The following is an 18,404-nucleotide window of genomic DNA, read 5'->3' on the forward strand; positions in this document are numbered from 1 at the left end:
CGCCCCTCGGCCGCCCGTCGCGAACGGGCGGTCAATGGCCGACCGGGCGGCAAAGGCGCGACAGGAGTCGCCCGAAGGCCCGGAATGCGGTATGTTGTGATCCCGCACTGCGGGACAACCGTTCTGTTCAAGGGAGGATTTGACCATGAATGCCATGCAGGCATCCCGGGTAGGACACGCGCTTTACCGGTCGCTGGGCGGCAAGGCCGAAGCCGAGGCCGCGCGCCACGTGCGCGAGGAGCAACGCAAGGGCCGCGACGCCGAAGCCGAGAAATGGCGGTCCGTCCAGGCGGCCATCCGCCAGATCCGCGGCCCGCTGCAATCCTGACACCACCGCCCCCGGTCCGCCGCATCCCGCGGCCGGGCCGGGGACCGTGCCGGACGATCAGCCTTCGGTGAGGAACGCGGTGATGCTTTTGATGGCGGGCGCCCGGTTCACGATGGTGTTGTGCCCGCCGTTTTCCACGACGACCATCCGGGCGCCGGGCCAGGTGGCCTGAAGGCTCTGCATGTCCTCGACCGGGGCGGCATAGTCGTGGCGCGAATGCACGGCGAGCATCGGTTCGTGCCGCCGTTGCGCCAGCGGGCGCCACGGCGTTTCCGCGAGATAGGGCGCGCCGAGCGCGCTGACCCGCTGCACGAAGCTTTCGAGACAGGCGCCCCCGATCCCGTATTGCCGACCGCCGAGCCGGATCAGCGTGCGCAGTTCGATCGGACAGGAGACAAAGACCACCCGCCCGGCCCGAAGCCCCTCGTCCAGGGCAAAGAGCAGCGCGTTGGCGCTGACGCAATGGCCGATGATCCCGTCATAGGGCCCGAGCGCGCCGACCGTCCGCTGGATCGCGCGCACCATCGTCGCCATGCTGCAGACGGTGCGCGCGCCGCCCGAATGGCCGGGCAGGATCAGCCCGTCGACCTCGGCTCCGGCGTTCTGCAGCGCGCGGATCAGGCGCACGAACTGGCGGATGTTCCCGTCGTGGCCGTGGACCAGCAGAATGCGGCGCGGCGCGGTCGTCCCTTCCCGCGCCGGATGGCGCAGCACCGAGGTATCCTCGCCCAGCGCGATCAGCCGCATCCCTCCGCGCGTGTCCGAGGGATCGAGCGGTGCGCGCGGCGAGGCCTGCAGGTAGCGCCGCGCGAGGCGCCGCGCCACGACCGCCGGAAACAGCCGCGCCGCCCGGTGCAGCAACCGCCTGCGGACCCGCCTGTCGGTCGCCGTGCCGGGACCGGCGTCGGGCAGCCCGTCTCCGGCGCTCTGCACCGGGGGCCCCGTCCCTGCGTCCGGCGGAATGCGCGCGCCGCCTCCCGCGCTTCGGCGGGTATGATCCAGTAGAGTTCTCACCGGTCCATTCACATGTTCCTGCGGCCCAGCGACATCGCGGACCCGGTTTTTTCCGTGCTAACAAAAGAACATGACGAGACTTTGGCGAAGTCGGTTCCGAAGAATGACGGGGCGCGACGATGCCTGTCGACCTCGCCCGCGAGTCTACTCCGGGAGCAGGCGCGGGTCCAGTCTCCGCCGCGGTCGCGCCGCATGGCCGCATTCCGCCGCGGCGGACGATTCCGGGCCTTTCCGCCACCGCCCCGCGCGCCTAGTGTGGCGGAATGAGCAGCGAACCCCGATTCATCCATCTCCGCGTCCACACCGAATATTCCCTTCTCGAAGGGGCCGTTCGGCTCAAGAAACTTCCCGGCATGTGCGAGGCGATGGGCATGCCCGCCATCGCCGTGACCGACACCAACAACCTGTTCGCGGCGCTCGAATTCTCGGTGACCGCGGCGGGGGCCGGGGTGCAGCCGATCATCGGGTGCCAGGTCGATCTGCGCTATCTCGAACCCGCCCCCGGCGAGCGTCCGAAGGACCCCGCCCCCATCGTGCTGCTGGCGCAGAACGAACTGGGCTACGAGAACCTGATGAAGCTCAACTCCTGCCTCTACCTGCGCGGGGACGGCACCCTGCCCCATGTCACGCTGGAAGAACTGGAACGCCATCACGCCGGGCTGATCTGTCTTTCCGGCGGGCCGGACGGGCCGGTCGGGCGATTGCTGCGCGACAACCACCGCGCGGCGGCGCAGACGCTGATGGCGACGCTGCACCAGGTCTACGACCGCCGCCTCTACGTCGAATTGCAGCGCCACCCCGGAGAGGACGGTCTGCCCGAGGCGGAACGCCTGTCCGAGCGCGGCTTCGTCGAAATGGCCTACGAGCTGAACATCCCGCTGGTCGCCACGAACGACGTTTATTTCCCCAAGTCCGAGATGTACGAGGCCCACGATGCGCTGATCTGCATCGCCGAGGGCGCCTATGTCGACCAGCAGGAACCGCGCCGGCGCCTGACGCCGCAGCACTACCTGAAATCGCCGCAGGAGATGGCGACTCTTTTCGCCGATCTGCCCGAGGCGATCGAGAACACCGTCGAGGTCGCCCGCCGCTGCGCCTTCATGGCCTATCGCCGCAACCCGATCCTGCCGAAATTCGCCGATGACGAGGTGGTGGAACTGCGCCGCCAGGCCAACGAGGGGCTGCAGGCGCGGCTGGCGGTGATTCCCCACGCCGTGAGCCCGGAAGAGTATCAGAAGCGCCTCGATTTCGAGCTGAACATCATCGAGGGCATGGGCTTTCCCGGCTACTTCCTGATCGTTGCCGACTTCATCAAGTGGGGCAAGGATCACAACATCCCGGTGGGTCCGGGGCGGGGGTCGGGCGCGGGTTCGCTCGTGGCCTATGCGCTGACCATCACCGACCTCGATCCGCTGCGCTATTCGCTGCTGTTCGAACGCTTCCTGAACCCGGAACGGGTGTCGATGCCGGACTTCGACATCGACTTCTGCATGGATCGCCGCGAAGAGGTGATCCGCTACGTGCAGCAGAAATACGGCCGCGACCGGGTGGGCCAGATCATCACCTTCGGCGCCCTGCTGTCCAAGGCCGCCGTGCGCGACGTGGGCCGGGTGCTGCAGATGCCCTACGGACAGGTCGACCGGCTGTCCAAGATGATCCCCGTCGAGGGGGTGAAACCCGTCTCCATCGAAAAGGCGCTGCAGGACGAACCCCGCCTGCGCGAAGAGGCGCAGTCCGAAGAGGTCGTCGACCGACTGCTCACCTACGGCCAGCAGGTCGAGGGGCTGCTGCGCAATGCCTCGACCCACGCGGCGGGCGTGGTGATCGGCGACCGGCCCATCGACGAGTTGGTGCCGCTCTACCAGGACCCGCGCTCGGACATGCCGGCGACCCAGTTCAACATGAAATGGGTGGAACAGGCCGGGCTGGTGAAGTTCGACTTCCTCGGCCTGAAGACGCTGACGGTGATCCAGAACGCGCTGGACCTGATCCTGAAATCCGGCCGCGCCCTGCACGAGGCCGAGGACGGCACGCAGCTCTACCAGCCCGCCGAGGGCGGCGAAAACCAGATGAACCTCATCCCGCTGGATGACGAAAAGACCTACCGTCTCTATGCCGATGCCAGGACGGTCGCGGTGTTCCAGGTGGAAAGCTCGGGCATGATGGATGCGCTCAAGCGCATGAAGCCCACATGCATCGAGGATATCGTCGCGCTCGTGGCGCTCTATCGTCCCGGCCCGATGGAGAACATCCCCGTCTATTGCGAGGTCAAGAACGGGCTGCGCGAGATCACCTCGGTGCACCCGTCCATCGACCACATCCTTGCCGAGACGCAGGGCATCATCGTCTACCAGGAACAGGTGATGCAGATCGCGCAGGTCATGGCGGGCTACAGCCTCGGCGGCGCCGACCTGCTGCGCCGCGCCATGGGCAAGAAGATCAAGGAGGCGATGGACGCCGAGCGCCCCAAGTTCGAAAAGGGCGCGGCCGAGAACGGCGTGGACAAGAAGAAGGCGACCGAGGTCTTCGACCTGCTGGAGAAATTCGCCAACTACGGTTTCAACAAATCCCACGCCGCCGCCTATGCGGTGGTGTCCTACCAGACCGCCTGGCTCAAGGCGAATCATCCGGTCGAGTTCATGGCCGGGGTGATGAACTGCGATATCCACCTGACCGACAAGCTGGCGGTCTATTTCGACGAGCTGAAGAACGGGCTGAAGCTGGGCTACGTGCCGCCCTGCGTGAACCGTTCGCGGGCGACCTTCGACGTGGTGGGGGGAGAGCTGGTCTATGCGCTCGGCGCGCTCAAGAACGTCGGCGTCGAGGCGATGCGGCTGGTGGTCGACGGGCGGCGCAGCGATCCCGACCGGCCCCGGAGCGCGGAAAAGCCCTTTGTCACCCTGTTCGACTTCGCCCGCCGGGTGGATCTCAAGCGCGTCGGCAAGCGGCCGCTGGAGATGCTGGCGCGGGCCGGAGCCTTTGATGCGCTCGACAAGAACCGCCGCCGGGTGTTCGAATCGCTGGATGCGCTGGTGGCCTATTCGGCCGCGATCCACGACCAGAAGGCCAGCGCACAGGTGTCGCTGTTCGGCGAGGCCGGGGACGATCTGCCCGAGCCGCGCCTGTCGCCGGTGCCCGACTGGCTGCCCGCCGAACGCCTCAGCGAAGAATTCAAGGCCATCGGCTTCTACCTCTCGGGACATCCGCTGGACGACTACATGCCCGCGCTGAAGCGGCGCGACGTGACGACCCTAGAGGCGCTGACCCACAAGGCGCGCGGCGGCGCCTGCGTCGCCAAGCTGGCGGGCGTGGTCGCGGGCCGCCAGGAGCGGAAGTCGGCCAAGGGCAACCGCTTTGCCTTTGCCCAGTTGTCCGACCCGACCGGCGCCTACGAGATCACGCTGTTTTCCGACACGCTGGAGAAATGCCGCGATATGCTGGAGACCGGCACCAAGGTCGTCGTCACTGTCGAGGCGACGATGGAGGCGGACGTGCTGAAGCTGCTCGGCCGGTCGGTCGGGCCGGTGGAACAGGTCGTCGCCGGCGCCGGGGCGACCGGGCTCAGGATCTACGTGGAGGCGCAATCGGCCATCCCGCAGATCGCCAGCGTGCTGACCCGCGCGAGCGAGCAGATGCCCAAGGCGGGACGCGGGCCGATCCGGCTCTGTCTTGCGCAGCCGGATCTGCCCGGCGAGGTGGAGCTGGATCTTCAGCAGGAATTCCCGGTCTCGCCCGAGATCAAGGGTGCGGTGAAATCGCTCGACGGGGTGCTGGCGGTCGAGGATTTCTGAGCCCCCCGCCCCGGCGACTCCGCGCCGGGCGAGTGGCCGGGCTATGGATTCCCGCGGCCGGTGTCTTTACCAACCGGGGAAAGACCATCCCGGGGGGGAGACAATTGCCGACGATGACACGCGCCGCACTGGCGCTCTGCCTGCTGGCGGCGGGCTGCGCGCAGGCGCCCGGGGCCGTTCCGGCGCTGTCCGGGACGACACTCGAAAGCGGCGGGGCCCGCGCCGGGGCGCTGGCCGCGCCCTCGGAAACCGACGCGGACGGCGGCTTTCTCGACGCGCCTGCCCCGGCCGCTTCGGCCGGGCCCGGCGCTGAATCCGACGCGGAGCGCGGCGGTCTGCTCGGATTCTTCGCGCGCAGGGCGGCGAGTGCGAAGGCGGCGGAGTCCGCGCCCGGGGAAGCGTCGCCGGACGGGACGGCAGCGACGGCATCGGAGCAATCGGGCGGCGGATTGGCCGCGCTGTTCGGCGGCGGCGGCAAGGGCCCCGCACCCGATGCGCCGGATTTCCGGCAGGTCGGGCCCGGCACCACCCTGCCCTTCGGCGAGATGGCCCGGCTATGCGGCGTGCCCGAACACGCGCTCGGCACGCGCATCGCCACCTACCCGGAGAACCGGCGCAACGGCTATGCGCTCTACGACACCGCTCCGGGCGGGAGCGGCGCGCGGACGCTGTTCCTGACCGGCTTCCCCGACGGCTGCGCGCGTCAGCTCACCGGGGCGCTGGCGATGTTCGGGAGCGCAGAGATGCACGAGGAATTGCGCTACGGGCCGGCGGGCAAGACCCTGCCGCGCAGCACGACCGATGCCGCCTACGAAAAGGTCAAGGCCGGGGTCTGCAAGGTCGCCAGCGGCAAGCCCTGCGGACGGGCGCTTTCGCGGCTGGAGAAGGACACGGCCTTCGTCACGGTCTATCCCGCCTTCGGCAGCCGCAACTGGCTCGACATCCTGCTGCATGACGGCGCGGTCGTGGCGGTGGACCGGCACTGAAGGCGCCGCTCAGTAATGCGGCGGACGCTCGTCCCCGAGCACGACGCCCCCCGAGTCGTCCTGCTGGCGCTCGGCCTCGCGCTCCATCAGCATCGCGACCCGGTGGGTCAGCAGGGCGATGTCGCGATCCTGGCGGGCGATGGTATCGGAGAGGTCGTCCACCACGCGCTGCAGGTGTGCGAGACGTTCCTCGTAGGGCAAGAGATCGGTCGGCATGGCGCAACTCCCTTTGCGGCGCGGGATAGGCGAGCGGCGCGCCGCTGGCAAGCGCCGATGGGGGCGCTGCCCCCGTCCTTTCAAGACTCCCCCGGGATATTTGACGCCAGAAGAAACACGGGCGCGCGGCGCTTGCTTGCTCCCCGGCCTGTGAGGGGCTAAGGGAGGCGCGCATTCCGGAGGAGCCACGACGCCATGGCCAAGGACAAGAAATCCCCCCGCCCGAGGGCCCAGACGCCCAAGGGGTTCCGCGATTACTTCGGCACCGAGGTGACCGAGCGCGCCGAGATGCTGCGCGCGATTGCCGGGGTCTATCATCGCTACGGGTTCGAGGCGCTGGAGAGCAGCGGGGTCGAGACGGTCGAGGCGCTGGGCAAGTTCCTTCCCGACGTGGATCGCCCGAACGAGGGCGTGTTTGCCTGGCAGGACGAGGACGAGGGCTGGATGGCCCTGCGCTACGACCTGACGGCCCCTCTGGCGCGGGTCTATGCGCAGCACCGCAACGAGCTTCCCCTGCCCTACCGGCGCTACGCCATGGGGCCGGTCTGGCGCAACGAGAAGCCGGGGCCGGGACGGTTCCGGCAGTTCTACCAGTGCGATGCGGATACGGTGGGCGCGGCCACGGTGGCGGCGGATGCCGAGATCTGCGCGATGCTGTCGGATACGCTGGAGGCGGTGGGGATTCCGCGCGGGGACTATCTTGTCCGGGTGAACAACCGCAAGGTTTTGAACGGGGTTCTGGAGTGCATGGGGCTGTCCGATGACGGCCAGCGCGACGCCGTGCTGCGCACCATCGACAAATTCGACAAGGTGGGCGAGGCCGGGGTGCGCGCATTGCTCGGCAAGGGACGGCTGGATGCGTCCGGGGCTTATATCGATGGCGTGGGGCTGAGCGACGATCAGGCCGGGCCGGTTGTGGCCTTCCTGACCTCGAAGGGAGCGGATGCTGCTTCCACGGTGGCCAACCTGCGCGCTGCGATCGGCGCGTCGAAGATCGGCGCAGAGGGCGTCGACGAGCTGGAAGAGATCGGCGGGCTTCTGTCGGCGCAGGGGTATGGGCCGGACCGGATCGAGATCGACCCCTCGGTCGTCCGTGGTCTCGGATACTATACCGGCCCGGTGTTCGAAGCGGAGCTGACCTTCGAAATCCTCGACGAGAAGGGTCGCAAGCGTCAGTTCGGCTCGGTGGCGGGCGGGGGGCGGTATGACGATCTCGTCAAGCGCTTCACAGGGCAGGCGGTGCCGGCGACCGGCGTCTCCATCGGGGTCGACCGGCTGCTGGCCGCGCTGCGCGAGAAGGGGCGGATCGGCGGCACCGTGCAGGGGCCGGTGGTCGTCACCGTCATGGACCGCGACCGGATGGCCGATTACCAGGCGATGGTGGCGGAACTGCGCACTGCGGGCATCCGGGCGGAGGTCTACCTCGGCAATCCGAAGAACTTCGGCAACCAGCTCAAGTATGCCGACAAGCGCAACTCTCCCGTGGCCGTCATCGAGGGCGGCGAGGAGAAGGCGCGCGGGGTGGTGCAGATCAAGGACCTGATCCTCGGGGCGCAGATCGCCGAGAATGCCTCGCTGGAGGAATGGAAGGAGCGCCCGTCGCAATACGAGGTGGCGCGGGGGGATCTGGTGGCGAAGGTGCGCGAGATCCTCGGGAACGGCGCGTGATGTCGGAGGCCGGAAGGATCAAGCGGGAGTCCGACCTGTTGCGCGACTGGTTCGCGGCGCGCGGCGCCGTCCCGGTGGAATGCGACATCCTGCAACCGGCCGAGACGCTGTTGGATCTCTACGGCGAGGAGATCCGGGCGCGGGCCTACGTGACGCAGGATCCGGCGCGGGGCGAGATGATGCTGCGCCCGGATTTCACCGTTCCGGTGACCGAGATGCACATCGCCCGCGACGTGGAGCGGGCGCATTACACCTACGCGGGCAAGGTCTTTCGCCGCCAGGAGGAGCACCCGGAGCGCGATTCCGAGTATTTCCAGGTGGGCTACGAGATCTTCGACCGGGCCGATCCGCCGCCCGCGGGGGCACGTGCCCCGGAGGCCGCCGATCCGGTGAGCGACGATGCCGAGGTCTTTGCCCTCTTTGCGGAGGTCCTGGACCCCTACAAGCTGCGGGCGGTGACCGGGGATATCGGCATCCTGACCGCGGCGGTGCACGGGCTCGAGACTTCGGAGCGGCGCAAGGCGGCGCTGCTGCGGCACATCTGGCGGCCCCGGCGGTTCCGCGCGCTGCTGGACCGCTATTCCGGGCGGACGCCCCCGCCGCCGTCGCGGCTGGCGCTGCTCGGCGGGGGCGATCCGATGGCCGAAGCGGGGGCCGAGATCGGCCTCAGGGGGCCGGACGAGATCGCGGCACGGATCGCATCGCTGCAGGCGGATGCCGAGGAAGGACCGCTGTGCCGGTCGCAGGTGCAGTTGATCGACGCCGTGCTCGCGGTGCGCGAGACCTGCAGTTTCGCGCTGGAGCACCTGCACGACATCGCCGTCGATCTGCCGGCGCTGGCGGGTGCGGTGGCGCGGTTCGAACGGCGCTGCGACGCGCTGGCGGCGCGGGGCGTCGATGTCGCGCGGCTGGATTTCGAGGCAAGCTACGGGCGGACGTCGATGGAATATTACGACGGTTTCGTGTTCGGCTTCCTGGCGCCGGCGCGACCCGACCTGCCGCCGGTCGCCACGGGCGGGCGCTACGACGCGCTGACGCGGATCCTCGGCGGCGGGCGGGAAGTGCCCGCGGTCGGCGGGGTGATCCGGCCGGGGCTGCTTTTGGAACTGGAGAGCCGGGGATGAGCGTCAAGCTGGGTGTGCCCTCCAAGGGGCGGCTGATGGAGAAGACCTTCGACTGGTTCGGGGCGCGGGGCATCGGCCTGTCGCGCACCGGCTCGGAGCGGGAATATGCCGGGGCGGTCGAAGGCATCGCGGGCGTCAGCCTCGTCATGCTGGCGGCGGGAGAGATCCCGCGTGAACTGGCGGCGGGCCACATCCACCTCGGGGTGACGGGCACGGACCTCGTGCGCGAGAAGCTGGTGCAGTGGGATCAGAAGGTCGAGCCGCTGGCCGAACTCGGCTTCGGACAGGCGGATCTGATCGTCGCCGTGCCGGCCTGCTGGGTCGACGTGAACACGCTGGACGATCTGGATGCGGCGGCGGCGGCATTCCGGGCGCGGCACGGCTTCCGGCTGCGGATCGCCACCAAGTACCACCGGCTGGTGCGCGACTACCTGCGGATGGGCGGGGTTGCCGACTACCAGCTGGTGGATTCCCAGGGGGCGACCGAGGGCACGGTCAAGAACCTGACGGCCGAGGCGATCGCGGACATCACCTCGACCGGAGAGACGCTGCGGGCCAACCACCTGAAGATCCTCGAGGAGCCTCCGGTGCTGCGGTCCCAGGCGACGCTGTTCCGCAGCCGGTCGGCACCGCTGGACGATACCGACCGGGGAAATCTGCGGACGCTCTGCGACACGCTCGGCCTCTGAGCCGGGGACCAAAAGCCTTTCAAGGCTTTTGCAAATTCCTTTGAAGGAATTTGGCCCGGCTCAACCGCCGAGCTTGTCCTGCGTGCGGGTGTCGAAATCGGATGCGTCGTGGCGTTCGTGCAGTTGTTCCGACGGATCTCCGAAAAGCCGGTTCACCTTGCGGCCGCGCCGGACCGCCGGGCGGGCGTCGATCTCCTGCGCCCAGCGGCGGACATTGGTATAGCTTTCCACGTCGAGGAATTCGCCGGCATCGTATTGCCGGCCGAGCGCGAGATTGCCGTACCAGGCCCAGATCGCGATGTCGGCGATCGTGTAGCTGTCGCCCACCATGTAGCGGCGCTCGGCGAGGTTGCGGTCCAGCACGTCGAGCTGGCGCTTGGTTTCCATCGCGAACCGGTTGATCGGATATTCCCAGCGTTCCGGGGCGTAGGCGTAGAAATGCCCGAACCCGCCGCCGAGATAGGGCGCGCTGCCCATCTGCCACATCAGCCAGGAGAGCATCTCCGGACGGTCGCCGGGTGCGCCGAGGAAAGCCTGGTAGCGCTCGGCGAGGTGCAGCAGGATGGCGCCGGATTCAAAGACGCGCACGGGCGTCTCCCCGGTCAGGTCCAGAAGCGCCGGGATCTTGGAGTTCGGGTTGATCTCGACGAAGCCCGAGCCGAACTGGTCGCCGTCACCGATGCGGATCGGCCAGGCGTCGTATTGGGCGTCGTGCCCGGCTTCGAGGAGTTCCTCGAAAAGGATGGTGACCTTCTGGCCGTTGGGCGTGGCCAGGCTGTGAAGCTGCCAGGGGTGCTTGCCCTTCGGAAGCGGCGCGTCATGGGTGGCGCCGGCGATCGGCCGGTTGGTCGAGGCGAACTGGCCGCCGTTCTCCTTGTCCCAGGTCCAGACTTTCGGGGGTACGTAACTCTCTGTCATGGCGGTGCATCCTTGGATTGTTCGGGCTGAAGGTAGGGAAACGGGCGGAAATTGCCAGAACGGCAAGCTGTGCTTCTGCGCACAGGGGCTTGTGCCCGGCTCCCCCGCCTGCGGAACGGGCGCGGGAAAGTTTTCGCTTTGCGAAACGCGCGCGCCGTGGCACCGATGGCGCATGACACCAGATCTTCGCACCCTGTCCGGCGCCCCCGCATCGCGGTTCGCGTTCGGATGCATGCAGTTCGGCGGCAAGGCGGACGAGTCGGCCTCCCGCGCGATGTACGAGGCCTGCCGGGAGGCGGGCGTCAGCCATTTCGACACCGCCTACGTCTACACCGGGGGCAGCTCGGAGACGATGCTGGGCCGGTTCGCGGCCGGGGAGCGCGAGTCGCTCTTCATCGCGACCAAGGCCAGCTACGACGGTGGCGCCGCGCGCGACAACATCCTGAACTCCTTCGAGGAAAGCCGCGGCCGGCTGGGCATGGACAGCGTCGATCTGCTCTACATGCACCGCTGGGACGGCGACACGCCGCTGGAGGAGACCTTCGGCACGCTGGCGGAGCTGGTGGACAAGGGCCTGTGCCGGCACGTGGGCGTGTCGAACTATGCCGCCTGGCAGGTGGTCAAGGCGCAGGGCGTCGCGGCGCGCTACGGCATCCGCATCGACGTGCTGCAGCCGATGTACAACCTTGCCAAGCGGCAGGCCGAGGTCGAGATCCTGCCGATGTGCGCCTCGGAAGGGGTGCAGGCGGTGCCCTATTCGCCGCTGGGCGGGGGCTTGCTGACCGGCAAGTACGTGCACGGCGGCGCGGGCCGCCTGACCGAGGACGCGCGCTATGCCAAGCGCTACGGCCAGGATGCGATGCACGAGACCGCGGCGAAGCTGACGGCGCTGGCAGGCGAACTCGGGGTGCATCCGGCCACGCTGGCGGTGGCCTGGGTGGCGCGGCATGCGGCCTCGCCGGTGCCGATCCTGTCGGCGCGTTCGGCCGAACAGCTGGCGCCGTCGCTGGCGGCGGTGAGTTACGATATGGACGATGCCACCTATGCGGCGCTCTGCGCGCTCGGCCCGACGCCGCCGCCCGCGACGGACCGGCTGGAAGAGGTCTGATCGCGGCGCCTGCGGCGCCGCGGCGGGGGCTGTCCGCCCCCTCGCGCGCCGGGGCGCGCTTCCCCCCGAGGATATTTCCGGCCAGAAGAGGCCCGCGATTGTTTCGCTTTTGTTCCCGCACTATGTAGCGGGTATGCAGAGACTTCCGGATGAGCTTCAGCACTGGTTCGACGGGCGCGGGTGGCAGGTCCATCCGCACCAGCAGGCCATGCTCGACAGGGCCGGCGCGCCCTGCCTGCTGCTGATCGCACCAACCGGGGGCGGCAAGACCCTGGCGGGGTTCCTGCCGACGCTGGCCGAGCTGGCCGAGGACTCGGCGCCGGGGCTTCACACGCTCTATGTCTCGCCGCTGAAGGCGCTCGCCACGGACATCCGGCGCAACCTGCTGGTGCCGATCGAGGAGGCCGGGCTGGCGATCCGTGTCGAGGACCGCACCGGGGACACGCCGTCCTCGCGCAAGCGGCGGCAGCGGGCGGATCCGCCGCACATCCTGCTGACCACGCCGGAATCGCTTGCCCTGCTCACCTCCTACGAGGATGCGCCGCGGATGTTCGCGGGGCTGAAGCGGATCGTGGTGGACGAGATCCACGCCCTGGCGGAAAGCAAGCGGGGCGATCAGCTGATGCTGGCGCTGGCGCGGTTGTCGCGCCTCTGCCCCGGCCTGCGGCGGGTGGGCCTGTCGGCCACGGTGGAGGACCCTGGCGCCATCGCGCGGCTTCTGGCGCGTCACCCGGACCCCTGCGAGATCGTCGAGGCCGATCCGGGGCCCGAGCCCGACATCTCGATGCTGGTGACCGAGGAAGCGCCGCCCTGGTCGGGGGGCGGTGCCTCGCATGCCATTCCGGCGGTGCTGCGCGAGGTGAAGCGGCATCGGACCACACTGATCTTTCACAACACCCGGGCGCAGGCCGAGATCTTTTTCCACAACCTCTGGCTGGCCAACGAGGAGGCGCTGCCCATCGGCATCCACCACGGCTCGCTCGACCGGGCGCAGCGCGAGAAGGTCGAGCAGGCGATGGTGCGAGGCGATTTGCGGGCCATCGTCTGCACCGGATCGCTGGACCTGGGGATCGACTGGGGCAACGTGGACCTGGTGATCCAGGTCGGTGCGCCGAAGAACGTGAAACGGCTGGTGCAGCGGATAGGGCGGGCGAACCACCGCTACAATGCGCCGTCCAAGGCGCTGCTGGTGCCCGCCAACCGCTTCGAGGTGGTGGAATGCGTCGCCGCGCTGGAGGCGGTGAAGGCCCGTGACCTGGACGGCGAGACGCGGGGACCGGGGCCGCGCGACGTGCTCTGCCAGCACATCCTGATCGCCGCTTGTGCCGGGCCGTTCGATGCCGACGAGCTCCATGCAGAGATGACCACCGCCGGGGCCTATGCCGGGCTGAGCCGGGCGCAGTTCGATGCCTGCCTGGCCTTCTGCGCCACCGGCGGCTACGCGTTGCGGGCCTATGACCGCTGGCAGCGCCTGGTGCAGCGCCCGGACGGGCTGTGGCAGCTGCGCGATCCGCGTTCCGCCCAGCGCATCCGGCAGAATATCGGGACGATCCAGGACACCGACACGCTCAAGGTGCGCTGGCGCGGCCGGGGCGGCGCTCCGCTGGGCGAGATCGAGGAGACCTTTGCCGCCAGCCTCACCCGCGGCGACACCTTCCTGATCGGCGGCCAGATCGTGCGCTACGAGGGGCTGCGCGAGATGGTGGTGGAGGTCAGCCGGGATGCCGCGCGCAAGCCCAGGATCGCCACCTTCATGGGCACCAAGTTCGCCACCTCGACCCAGTTGTCCGAACGCATCCTTCGCATGTTCGGGCAGGACTCCTGGCCCGGCCTGCCCCGTCACACCGCCGAGTGGCTGGCGCTTCAGCGCGAGGTGTCGCGCCTGCCGGAACCGGGCCGTCTGCTGATCGAGAGCTTTCCGCATGAGGGGCGGGAACAGCTTGTGGTCTACGGCTTTGCCGGGCGCAACGCGATGCAGACGCTGGGGCTGCTGCTGACCAAGCGGATGGAGGAGCAGGGGCTGGCGCCGATGGGCTTCGTCGCGACCGACTACGCGGTGCTGATCTGGGGGCTGGACGCGGTCACCGACCCGCGCCCGCTGTTCGACCTCGCCGGGCTGGAGGCCGGGCTCGAGACCTGGCTCGCCGGCAATGCGGTGATGAAACGGACCTTCCGCGCCTCGGCCACCATCGCCGGGCTGATCGAGCGCAATCTCGGCGGGCAGCGCAAGAGCGGGCGGCAGGCGACGATGTCGTCGGACATTCTCTACGACACCCTGCTGAAGTACGACCCGGACCACCTGCTGTTGCAGATCACCCGCGAGGAGGCGATGCGCGGGCTGGTGGATTTCGCCCGCATCCGGGAGATGTGCGAGCGCGTGGGTGAGCGGATCGACCTGCACCGGGTCGACCGGGTGACGCCGCTGGCCGCGCCGCTGTTCCTTGAGCACGGACGGGTTCCGATTGCCGGATCGGCCGAGGAACGGCTGCTTCGCGAGGAGATCGCGCGGCTGCTCGACGATGCCGGGCTGTCGCAGGTCGGCGCGGACGGGTGAAACGCCAGGAGGGCGGCGCGTTTGCATCGCTCGGGCGCAAATCCCGCCCCGACCGCAGCGCGGCGTTCCTTTCCCGCCGGCGCCGGATTAGATCAGGGGAAAAGGCAACGAGCAGGAGACACCCATGTACAGATCCATCATCGGCGCGCTTGTCCTGAGCGTTCTGGCCGCATGCCAGGCACCGGGGCCGGGCGGTTTGCTCGGCGACCGCTACGAGGTCCACGGTGTCGGCGAGGGCGACATGCTGAAGCTGCGCGCCGGGCCCGGCACCGGGTTCGACGTCCGGGTCGGCCTGCCGAACGGAGAGATCGTGCGCGTCCGCGACTGCTCGCGGCTCGGCGGCACGCGGTGGTGCCGGATCGTTCTGGACCGTTCGCCGGGTCTCGAAGGCTATGTCTCGCAAACCTACCTGCGCAAGCTCTGAACGGGCGACGGCCGGCCTCGCCCCCGATACCGCAGACGCCCGCCATCAACGGCACGGGATGCATCAGCGGCACCGCAATGCCGGTGCAGCCCCCGAGCACGGCAAGCGACAGCGCGGGCAGGACGATCCATGCCGGAAGCCGCGGCGCGTCGGCGGCGGCCTGCGGGGTTCGGCAGGCGGGGATGCACCGCAGGCGCGGGCGGCAGATGCGTCGCCCGGCGGCCCGGCGCCCTTGCAAGAACGTTTTGCAGCGACCCGAACATTCACTACCCCTTGAAGACGGGAGACGCGACAGGGGGACGCCCATGCCATTGAAGGACTTTCCGATCTGGACCCGCCCGAGGCACCACCTCGACTGGGCCGGGTTCTGGACCTACACCTGCATCTTCGTCGCGGTGTTCTTCGCCTGGGCGGATACCTCGGTCTACAACTCGCTCTACATCTCGACCGACATCCCGCATCGCGTGGTCATGGCCGTGCAGATCGTCACCATGATGATCATTGCCGCCGCGATCCCGGAAATCACCACGGCGGCTGGCCGTTCTTCGCGGTCGGCTATGCGCTGAACCGGGCCCTGACCGCCTGGCTCTACTGGCGGGCGCGCCATGTCGGGGCCGAGACGACCTCGCTCGCCTACGAGATGGGGCGCAATTTCCTCGCGCTTGCGGCGGTCTTTGCCGTCTCCGGCTTCCTGCCCGCGCCCTACGGATACCTCTTGTTCGGTGCCGGCATCCTGCTGATCCAGTTGCAATACCTGCTTCCGGGGGTTGGCACGCTGCGGTTCGAACGCTTTCTGCCCCGGCTCGGCCACCTATCGGAACGCTTCGGGCTGCTGATGCTGATCCTGCTCGGCGAGGGCTTTTTCAAACTCTGCGTCACGCTTGCCGACAAGGGCATCGGCGAAGCCTACCCCGGTACCTTCTTCAACCTCGTCATGGGCGGGCTGTCGCTGTTCGCGCTGGCCTGGATCTATTTCGACAGCGCCGGAATGGCGCGGCTCGGATCCCGACGATTGCCGCTACTGCTTAGCTACTGGTTCGCCCATATCGTGATCCTGTGGAGCGCGGTGACCATCGGCGTCGCGCTTGCGGGCGAGGTCTATGTCGGCTTCCTCGACCCCTACCCGCCGGGCTACGGCGCGATCGGAACGATCGGGCTGGCGGTCTTCCTCGCCGCGCTCCGGGTGCTGCAATTGCTGGTCGAAGGGCGGGACGAGACCCGGCGCTATCACAGTGGCGGGCTGCGACTGTTCGGCATCGCGGTGGCGCTCTTCATGTTCCTCATCCACACCCGCGTTCCCGCCATCGTCGGAAACCTCGGCTGGGGGATCGCGCTGTTCTCGCAGATCGCCTTGCCGCTGCGGCGCGCGCTGCGGGACCTGCGCGCGGCGCCGGAGACGTGACACCGCAAAAGCCGATCCTGCGGCGGCGGGCCTACTTGCTGCTGGAACATCCCGGCCAGGGCCCGCGCGCCGCCCGGATCGTCGAGATCGCCCTGATCCTGCTCATCATCGCCAACGTGATCGCGGTCGCACTTGAGACCGTGCCCCGCCTCTACGCCTCGCACCAGGCCCTGTTCCAGGCCTTCGACCGGCTGTCGGTCGCCATCTTCACCGCCGAATACCTGCTGCGGGTCTGGGCGAGCGCCGAGCGCGAACCCGCCCGCCCGGCCTGGCGCGCGCGGTTGCGCTACATGCGCAGCCCGCTGGCGCTGGTCGACCTGATGGCGATATTGCCGTTCTTCCTCGGGCTGATCTTCACTTCGGACCTGCAGATGCTGCGGATCCTGCGGCTGTTCCGGATCTACAAGCTGACCCGTTATTCCCCCGCCTTGTCGGTGCTCTTCGGGGTGATCCGCGAAGAGGCCGGGGCACTGGCCGCAGCCTTTTCCATCCTGACCATCCTTCTGGTCTTCGCCGCCACCGGCGCCTACCTTGTCGAGCACGAGGCGCAGCCCGGCGATTTCGGCTCCATCCCCGCGGCGATGTGGTGGGCGCTGGTGACGCTGACCACGGTCGGATACGGCGACGTGACGCCGATTACACCGCTCGGACGGATCTTCGGCGGTTTCATCACGGTGCTGGGGGTCGGCATGGCGGCGCTCCCGGCGGGTATCATCGCCAGCGGACTTGCGGATCACCTGCACCGCCGACGCGACCACCTTCGCAACCAGTTCCGGCTTGCGCTGGAGGATGGGCGGATCGATCTCGAAGAGGGCCGGCAGATCGAAAAGCTGCGCCGGGAACTCGGCATCAACCGCGACATCGCCCATGCCATCCTGTCCGAAGTGCGTCTGCGCCAGGTGCCCCGCCCCGCCTGTCGCTGCCCGGAATGCGGGCACACCTTTCAACCGGAGGGCGCCACGGGGGCCGGCTAGGCGGTCCGCCCGGCCCGCACCACAGACACGCCTGCGAGGCATTTGCGCATCATACCGTCACCGTGACGCTGCGGCGCGTTTCCCCCGGACCGGCCCGGTGCGATAAGATCGCACGCAACCATAAAGCGATTAATGCGAATGCAGCGCAGAACCCTGCTCACCTCTCTCATGTTCCTGCCCCTGACGCCCGCCGCCGCCGGGTCCGGGACCGCGCTGGACGCCTGGCAGCAATGGGCCGAAAGGTTCGTGACCCCCGAAGGCCGCGTCGTGGATGACGGACAGGGCGGGATCAGCCATTCCGAGGGACAGGGCTACGGGCTGGTGCTGGCACAGGCCTTCGGCGATCGCGACAGGTTCCGCCGCATCGAGGACTGGACCCGCGAGCATCTCGCGATCCGGCAGGATGCCCTGATGGCGTGGAAATGGCACCCGGACCACGGTGTCGAAGACTGGCACAATGCCACCGACGGCGATCTCTTCCGGGCCTGGGCGCTGCTGCGCGCCGCGCGCGATTCCGGCTGGGACGACCGGGAGGAAACCCTCGCCGCGATCATCCGCGACCTTCTCGCGCTCGGCCTCGCCTCGGACCCGAGGGCGGAGGGCGAACCCCTGATCACCCCCGGCGCCGAGGCGCTGCGGAGCCCCGAACGCCTCCTCGTGAATCCGTCCTACGTCATGTCCCGCGCGCTGCGCGAACTCGGCGATCACGCGAAGGAGCCGCGGCTGGTCCGCGCCGCCGATCACGGCGAAACGCTGCTGCGCGACCTTGCCGCCGGGGGCTTCCTGCCCGACTGGATCGAGATCACCCGGCAGGGCATCGTCGCGCCCGGGGCGCATGATTTCCGCTCGGGCTATGACGCGCTGCGCATTCCGCTCTACCTCGTCTGGTCCGGGCAGGCCGGGCATCCGGCGGTGGCTGCGGCGCTGCGCGGCTTCGACAGCGCCGCCACGCCCGGCCATCTTGCCGTCGTTCTGGACCCGTCGGGACAGGTGCTCGCCGAAAGCGACCTGCCGGGCTACCGCGCCGTCCGCGACCTTGCCGCCGGGTCGGAGATACGCACGGAGCCGGGGGACATGGCGCGCCAACCCTACTATCCGGCGACGCTCCAGATGCTCGCCATGGTTGCGCAGCGGGAATCCTCTCCGACACGGCGGCAGCTGTAATCTGCCGAAATCCGGCAAATTTCCCACATCGGCTACACCCCCGC

Annotated in this window: 16 protein-coding genes; 13 read left to right on the forward strand and 3 right to left on the reverse strand. The window is 68.8% G+C overall.

Translation table 11 applies throughout. The annotated features are described in order from the left end of the window. Positions 1 to 145 precede the first annotated feature (145 nt). Positions 146 to 328: a hypothetical protein gene (locus ACN0RJ_RS21475; RefSeq protein ID WP_417725612.1), complete on the forward strand. Its 183-nt coding sequence runs from the start codon at positions 146 to 148 to the stop codon at positions 326 to 328. Positions 329 to 385: 57 nt separating this feature from the next. Here the strand turns inward: ACN0RJ_RS21475 and ACN0RJ_RS21480 are convergent, their stop codons facing one another. Next, positions 386 to 1,261 carry an alpha/beta fold hydrolase gene (locus ACN0RJ_RS21480; protein ID WP_417725613.1) on the reverse strand — a complete coding sequence of 292 codons (876 nt, stop codon included), beginning with the start codon at positions 1,259 to 1,261 and terminating at the stop codon, positions 386 to 388. A 344-nt stretch (positions 1,262 to 1,605) separates the two neighbouring features. Between ACN0RJ_RS21480 and dnaE the strand changes: the two genes are divergently transcribed. Together dnaE and ACN0RJ_RS21490 are read left to right on the forward strand one after the other, a co-directional pair. Beyond that, positions 1,606 to 5,133, forward strand: coding sequence for a DNA polymerase III subunit alpha (gene dnaE, locus ACN0RJ_RS21485; RefSeq protein WP_417725614.1), 3,528 nt, complete (start codon positions 1,606 to 1,608; stop codon positions 5,131 to 5,133). Between the two features lie 113 nt (positions 5,134 to 5,246). Then, positions 5,247 to 6,119 carry a hypothetical protein gene (locus ACN0RJ_RS21490; RefSeq protein WP_417725615.1) on the forward strand — a complete coding sequence of 291 codons (873 nt, stop codon included), beginning with the start codon at positions 5,247 to 5,249 and terminating at the stop codon, positions 6,117 to 6,119. 9 nt (positions 6,120 to 6,128) lie between these two features. On the opposite strand, the gene ACN0RJ_RS21495 is transcribed toward ACN0RJ_RS21490, so the two are convergent. Beyond that, positions 6,129 to 6,335 (reverse strand): SlyX family protein, encoded by a 207-nt coding sequence (locus tag ACN0RJ_RS21495; RefSeq protein WP_417722228.1) that lies wholly within the window; start codon positions 6,333 to 6,335, stop codon positions 6,129 to 6,131. A gap of 195 nt (positions 6,336 to 6,530) precedes the next feature. Here ACN0RJ_RS21495 and hisS point away from each other — a divergent pair, with 195 nt between their 5' ends. From hisS to hisG, 3 genes are read left to right on the forward strand one after another with little or no spacing between them, the layout of a single operon-like run. Next, entirely contained in the window at positions 6,531 to 8,003 is a 1,473-nt protein-coding gene (hisS, locus tag ACN0RJ_RS21500) for a histidine--tRNA ligase (RefSeq protein WP_417725616.1), read from the forward strand. Beyond that, on the forward strand, positions 8,003 to 9,127 hold the full coding sequence (locus ACN0RJ_RS21505) for an ATP phosphoribosyltransferase regulatory subunit (protein ID WP_417725617.1): 1,125 nt from the start codon (positions 8,003 to 8,005) through the stop codon (positions 9,125 to 9,127). The genes hisS and ACN0RJ_RS21505 overlap by 1 nt, the downstream gene beginning before the upstream one ends. Further along, positions 9,124 to 9,816, forward strand: coding sequence for an ATP phosphoribosyltransferase (hisG, locus tag ACN0RJ_RS21510; protein WP_417722225.1), 693 nt, complete (start codon positions 9,124 to 9,126; stop codon positions 9,814 to 9,816). The genes ACN0RJ_RS21505 and hisG overlap by 4 nt, the downstream gene beginning before the upstream one ends. A gap of 60 nt (positions 9,817 to 9,876) precedes the next feature. On the opposite strand, the gene yghU is transcribed toward hisG, so the two are convergent. Further along, entirely contained in the window at positions 9,877 to 10,734 is an 858-nt protein-coding gene (gene yghU / locus ACN0RJ_RS21515) for a glutathione-dependent disulfide-bond oxidoreductase (RefSeq protein ID WP_417722224.1), read from the reverse strand. A gap of 172 nt (positions 10,735 to 10,906) precedes the next feature. Here yghU and ACN0RJ_RS21520 point away from each other — a divergent pair, with 172 nt between their 5' ends. From ACN0RJ_RS21520 to ACN0RJ_RS21550, 7 genes are all read left to right on the forward strand, one after another. Next, positions 10,907 to 11,842: an aldo/keto reductase gene (locus ACN0RJ_RS21520; RefSeq protein WP_417725618.1), complete on the forward strand. Its 936-nt coding sequence runs from the start codon at positions 10,907 to 10,909 to the stop codon at positions 11,840 to 11,842. A gap of 133 nt (positions 11,843 to 11,975) precedes the next feature. Beyond that, a complete protein-coding gene (locus ACN0RJ_RS21525) occupies positions 11,976 to 14,396 on the forward strand; it encodes a ligase-associated DNA damage response DEXH box helicase (protein ID WP_417725619.1) in 2,421 nt (806 codons plus the stop codon). Between the two features lie 124 nt (positions 14,397 to 14,520). Continuing rightward, on the forward strand, positions 14,521 to 14,820 hold the full coding sequence (locus tag ACN0RJ_RS21530) for an SH3 domain-containing protein (protein WP_417722221.1): 300 nt from the start codon (positions 14,521 to 14,523) through the stop codon (positions 14,818 to 14,820). Between the two features lie 305 nt (positions 14,821 to 15,125). Further along, complete coding sequence (locus tag ACN0RJ_RS21535) at positions 15,126 to 15,386, forward strand: low temperature requirement protein A (protein ID WP_417725620.1); 261 nt, start codon at positions 15,126 to 15,128, stop codon at positions 15,384 to 15,386. 8 nt (positions 15,387 to 15,394) lie between these two features. After that, positions 15,395 to 16,222 carry a low temperature requirement protein A gene (locus ACN0RJ_RS21540; protein WP_417725637.1) on the forward strand — a complete coding sequence of 276 codons (828 nt, stop codon included), beginning with the start codon at positions 15,395 to 15,397 and terminating at the stop codon, positions 16,220 to 16,222. Then, a complete protein-coding gene (locus ACN0RJ_RS21545) occupies positions 16,219 to 17,196 on the forward strand; it encodes an ion transporter (RefSeq protein WP_417725621.1) in 978 nt (325 codons plus the stop codon). Before ACN0RJ_RS21540 ends, ACN0RJ_RS21545 begins: the two co-directional genes overlap by 4 nt. Before the next feature lie 138 nt (positions 17,197 to 17,334). Beyond that, positions 17,335 to 18,360: a glycosyl hydrolase family 8 gene (locus tag ACN0RJ_RS21550; protein WP_417725622.1), complete on the forward strand. Its 1,026-nt coding sequence runs from the start codon at positions 17,335 to 17,337 to the stop codon at positions 18,358 to 18,360. Positions 18,361 to 18,404: the final 44 nt, after the last annotated feature.

The organism is Salipiger sp., from assembly GCF_048261495.1.
In the GTDB taxonomy this organism is placed as follows: Bacteria; Pseudomonadota; Alphaproteobacteria; order Rhodobacterales; family Rhodobacteraceae; genus Salipiger.

Excerpts from the sequence above, each read along its gene's own strand:
- ACN0RJ_RS21475 (WP_417725612.1), top strand. The coding sequence starts at position 146 with ATGAATGCCATGCAGGCATCCCGGGTAGGACACGCGCTTTACCGGTCG.
- dnaE (WP_417725614.1), top strand. The coding sequence starts at position 1,606 with ATGAGCAGCGAACCCCGATTCATCCATCTCCGCGTCCACACCGAATAT.
- ACN0RJ_RS21490 (WP_417725615.1), top strand. The coding sequence starts at position 5,247 with ATGACACGCGCCGCACTGGCGCTCTGCCTGCTGGCGGCGGGCTGCGCG.
- ACN0RJ_RS21495 (WP_417722228.1), bottom strand. The coding sequence starts at position 6,335 with ATGCCGACCGATCTCTTGCCCTACGAGGAACGTCTCGCACACCTGCAG.
- hisS (WP_417725616.1), top strand. The coding sequence starts at position 6,531 with ATGGCCAAGGACAAGAAATCCCCCCGCCCGAGGGCCCAGACGCCCAAG.
- ACN0RJ_RS21505 (WP_417725617.1), top strand. The coding sequence starts at position 8,003 with ATGTCGGAGGCCGGAAGGATCAAGCGGGAGTCCGACCTGTTGCGCGAC.
- hisG (WP_417722225.1), top strand. The coding sequence starts at position 9,124 with ATGAGCGTCAAGCTGGGTGTGCCCTCCAAGGGGCGGCTGATGGAGAAG.
- yghU (WP_417722224.1), bottom strand. The coding sequence starts at position 10,734 with ATGACAGAGAGTTACGTACCCCCGAAAGTCTGGACCTGGGACAAGGAG.
- ACN0RJ_RS21520 (WP_417725618.1), top strand. The coding sequence starts at position 10,907 with ATGACACCAGATCTTCGCACCCTGTCCGGCGCCCCCGCATCGCGGTTC.
- ACN0RJ_RS21525 (WP_417725619.1), top strand. The coding sequence starts at position 11,976 with ATGCAGAGACTTCCGGATGAGCTTCAGCACTGGTTCGACGGGCGCGGG.
- ACN0RJ_RS21530 (WP_417722221.1), top strand. The coding sequence starts at position 14,521 with ATGTACAGATCCATCATCGGCGCGCTTGTCCTGAGCGTTCTGGCCGCA.
- ACN0RJ_RS21535 (WP_417725620.1), top strand. The coding sequence starts at position 15,126 with ATGCCATTGAAGGACTTTCCGATCTGGACCCGCCCGAGGCACCACCTC.
- ACN0RJ_RS21550 (WP_417725622.1), top strand. The coding sequence starts at position 17,335 with ATGCAGCGCAGAACCCTGCTCACCTCTCTCATGTTCCTGCCCCTGACG.